Raw genomic sequence first — 3,370 nt, 5'->3', positions numbered from 1 at the left:
TCTTGTTATCAAAATTCGGAAATTGCATGCGGAATCTGTGAAAGCTGCAGATTGCGAATCAATGCTTTTCAAGAAGCTAGATATAGAGATCCTATCCCTTATGAGATTCCTATTAATTGGTAAATATAATCTCGCACCGAATATAGCCAAGAGACTTGGCTACTCCAAAAATTTTAAATATGAAAGATTTAATTAAAAGTTATATTGATTTTCTCTCATCAAAAAATATGTCAAAGCACACAATCCGTGCTTATCAAAGTGATTTATTTCAATTTGCTGAATATTGTAAAAGATTTTTCAAAGATGAAAAAATTGTGGTTGCAGATATTACCAAAACTATGTTTCGTGATTTTTTGCAATTCTTAAGTGAAAAAGGTGATTCAAACAGAACCCTCGCCAGAAAAGTCATCTCTATAAAAGGCTTCTTTAAATATTTATATACTGAAAAAATAATTCCAAAAAACCCAACTATTGATTTAAAAAATCCAAAATTCGAAAAAAACACTGCCACATTTCTTACAGAAGATGAGATGGAATTTGTTTTAAACATACCTGATTCGGATAATATCTTAGGTATTCGCAATAAAGCTATTTTAGAATTACTTTACAGCAGTGGCATACGAATTAGTGAATTAGCAGGTTTGAAAATTTCAAATGTAAATCATAAAAAGGGATTGATAAAGGTAATGGGCAAAAGAAGAAAAACAAGGATTATACCAATTGGTTCTTACGCCCAAAAAGCATTACAGAATTATCTGAAAATACGACCTGCCCTTATTCAAACAAAAACAAAGAGTGAGATGAAAAAGATGCTTTTCCTTTCCAAAAATGGAATTCCTCTATCCGCAGATGAGCTCAGATATATTATAGATAAATATTTAAAAGTAATAGAAAAATCAAAAAGATACAGTCCACATACAATAAGGCATTCATTTGCAACGCATCTTCTTGACCATGGAGCAGACTTGCGCTCTGTTCAGGAATTATTAGGACACAGCAGTTTGTCATCTACGGAAATTTATACGCACACTTCTATGAAAAAACTCAAAGAAGTATATGAAAGAGCCCATCCTCATGGGGATAAAGAGAAGTGAATTAGTTGAATCGGTTGAATCAGTTGAATTGGTTAACTAGTTAAATAAATACACAATAAAATAATTGACATCAGACTACGATTTTGAATTTACTTACAAATAAATAAAAGGAAAAAAATGAAACAAAACTTAATTATTGGAATTGCTGGCGGCACTGGTTCTGGGAAAACTACTCTTGCTAACAGAATTATTGACGAACTTGATGAGCCAAATATCGTGGTTATCAAACAGGATGCATATTACAAATCTCATGAAAATATGACTCCGGAACAAAGAAATAAAATTAATTTTGACCATCCTGATGCATTAGATACGAAATTCCTTATCCAACATATTAGCACCTTAAAAAATAATCAGTCTATTAAAATGCCTGTATATGATTTCAAAACTCACCTTAGAAAAAAAGAAACTGTACTTATTGAACCCCACAAAGTAATAATTTTAGAAGGAATTCTTATCTTTGAAAATAAAGAATTGCGAAATTTATTGGATATAAAAATCTTTGTTGATACTGATTCAGATATAAGAATACTAAGAAGACTCAAACGGGATATCAATGAAAGAGGACGAACCTTTGAGTCAGTTTATTGTCAATATGTAGATACAGTCAGACCAATGCATTTGGAATTTGTTGAGCCCTCCAAAAAATATGCTGATATTATCGTGCCGGAAGGAGGACTTAATCCAATTGCAATTGATATGATAGTATCAAAAATAAAATCAAACTTGCAAGAAAGTGAGGAAAAATGTTAAAAACTATGTTTAATCTCCCGAAAATATCGGGAGGGAAAAATCTCTTTAAACAAACAGCATTGCTAATTAGTTTAGCATTATTAACTGTGGCTGGATTGTGTGCACAAACAAGCATAACAGTTTACAATCAAAACTTTGCTACAGTTAGAACAACATTAACAATACCTCTAAAAAAGGGAGAGAACCTCTTTAGTTATTCTAATATACCTTCCGCAATTGAACCAACATCTGTGCATTTAACTCCTGTAAAAAAGTCTGACAAAATTGTCATCGCATTACAAAATTTTGAATACGACTTAGCAAATACTCAGAAAATATTAAACAAATATCTTGATAAGGAAATTGAAATTATAACCAAAAGTGGCGAACTCTTTTCTGGAATCTTAAAATCATTTGATCATGAAAACATAGTTATTCAAAGACGAGAGGATAAGGGAATCAATATGATTCATTGTGGTGAGATTCAGAATATCAACCTTGAGAAAATGCCAGAAAATTTCTACACAAAACCAACATTGAACTGGGAATTGATTTCAAATAAAAGTGGTGACTGTGAAACCAGATTAAGTTATATCACAAGAAATATTTCATGGGATGCGCAATATGTAGGGGTTTTATCACCAAATGAGAAAAGTTTGAATCTATCTTCATGGATTTCATTGGATAATAAGTCTGGAAAAGCATATAAGCAGGTTGACTTGAAACTTATGGCTGGGGATGTTCATCTGGCACCTGAACCAAGACCAAGATATGCTGAAGGTCGCGACCTGATGGCAGCAAAAGGTTTAGGGATTCCAGAAGTTGTTGAAAAAGAGTTCTTTGAATACCACCTCTATACTGTAAAAAATCGCAAAATTGACATCAATAACAATCAGCAAAAACAGATTTCCCTTTTTGACCCAACTGATGTAAGCGTTGAGAAGATTTTCCGATATAACTGTAATTCGTCTGGTAATGTTAATGTATTAATAAAATTCAAAAATGAAGAAGAATGTGGACTTGGAATCCCTTTGCCCAAAGGTAAAATCAGAATATTCAAAAAAGAATCTGAAGATGAAGAAGAATTTATTGGTGCAGACAACATTAACCACACACCCAAAAATGAAGAAGTGGAACTCAAAGTTGGAACTGCTTTTGATATAAAAGGAAAATTTACTACCACACTTAGCGAAAGACCTACAAAAAATACCAGACGAGAAATTTATGAGATTGAACTGCGAAACCGAAAAGAGGAAGATGTTGTAATTGAAGTAATTAAAGGATTGGGAAGAAATTGGACAATTGAAGAATCTGATGAAAAATACGAAAAGAAAGATGCTTTTACTATCCAATTTAACATAAAAGTTCCTGCTGAGCAAGAAAAGAAATTTTCATTTACTGTGTTGTATAAATATTAAGGCTGTAGACTCTGCTGTCATTTCCACCTCACCTCCCGTTGTCATTCCCAAACTTCCCGCCTGTCATTCCCAATTCAATTGGGAATCCATAATTAGTGTTTGTCCATAAAGCCCATTTTCAACCTC

The 3,370-nt window shown here is 32.5% G+C and carries 4 protein-coding genes; all 4 read left to right on the top strand.

Annotation, left to right across the window (positions count from 1 at the left end; all coding sequences use genetic code 11):
• Positions 1-123: 7-cyano-7-deazaguanine synthase (locus tag U9R23_00525; GenBank protein MEA3474923.1), on the top strand; the 123-nt coding region annotated here is incomplete at its 5' end.
• Positions 124-179: 56 nt separating this feature from the next.
• A complete protein-coding gene (locus U9R23_00520) occupies positions 180-1,094 on the top strand; it encodes a tyrosine recombinase XerC (protein ID MEA3474922.1) in 915 nt (304 codons plus the stop codon).
• 117 nt (positions 1,095-1,211) lie between these two features.
• Positions 1,212-1,847: a uridine kinase gene (udk, locus tag U9R23_00515; protein ID MEA3474921.1), complete on the top strand. Its 636-nt coding sequence runs from the start codon at positions 1,212-1,214 to the stop codon at positions 1,845-1,847.
• Entirely contained in the window at positions 1,841-3,244 is a 1,404-nt protein-coding gene (locus U9R23_00510) for a hypothetical protein (GenBank protein MEA3474920.1), read from the top strand. The genes udk and U9R23_00510 overlap by 7 nt, the downstream gene beginning before the upstream one ends.
• The last annotated feature ends 126 nt before the right edge of the window (positions 3,245-3,370 follow it).

The sequence above is a fragment of the Candidatus Cloacimonadota bacterium genome, assembly GCA_034722995.1.
GTDB lineage: Bacteria > Cloacimonadota > Cloacimonadia > JGIOTU-2 > JGIOTU-2 > JAGMCF01.
This window is presented reverse-complemented; position numbering and strand designations above follow the sequence as displayed.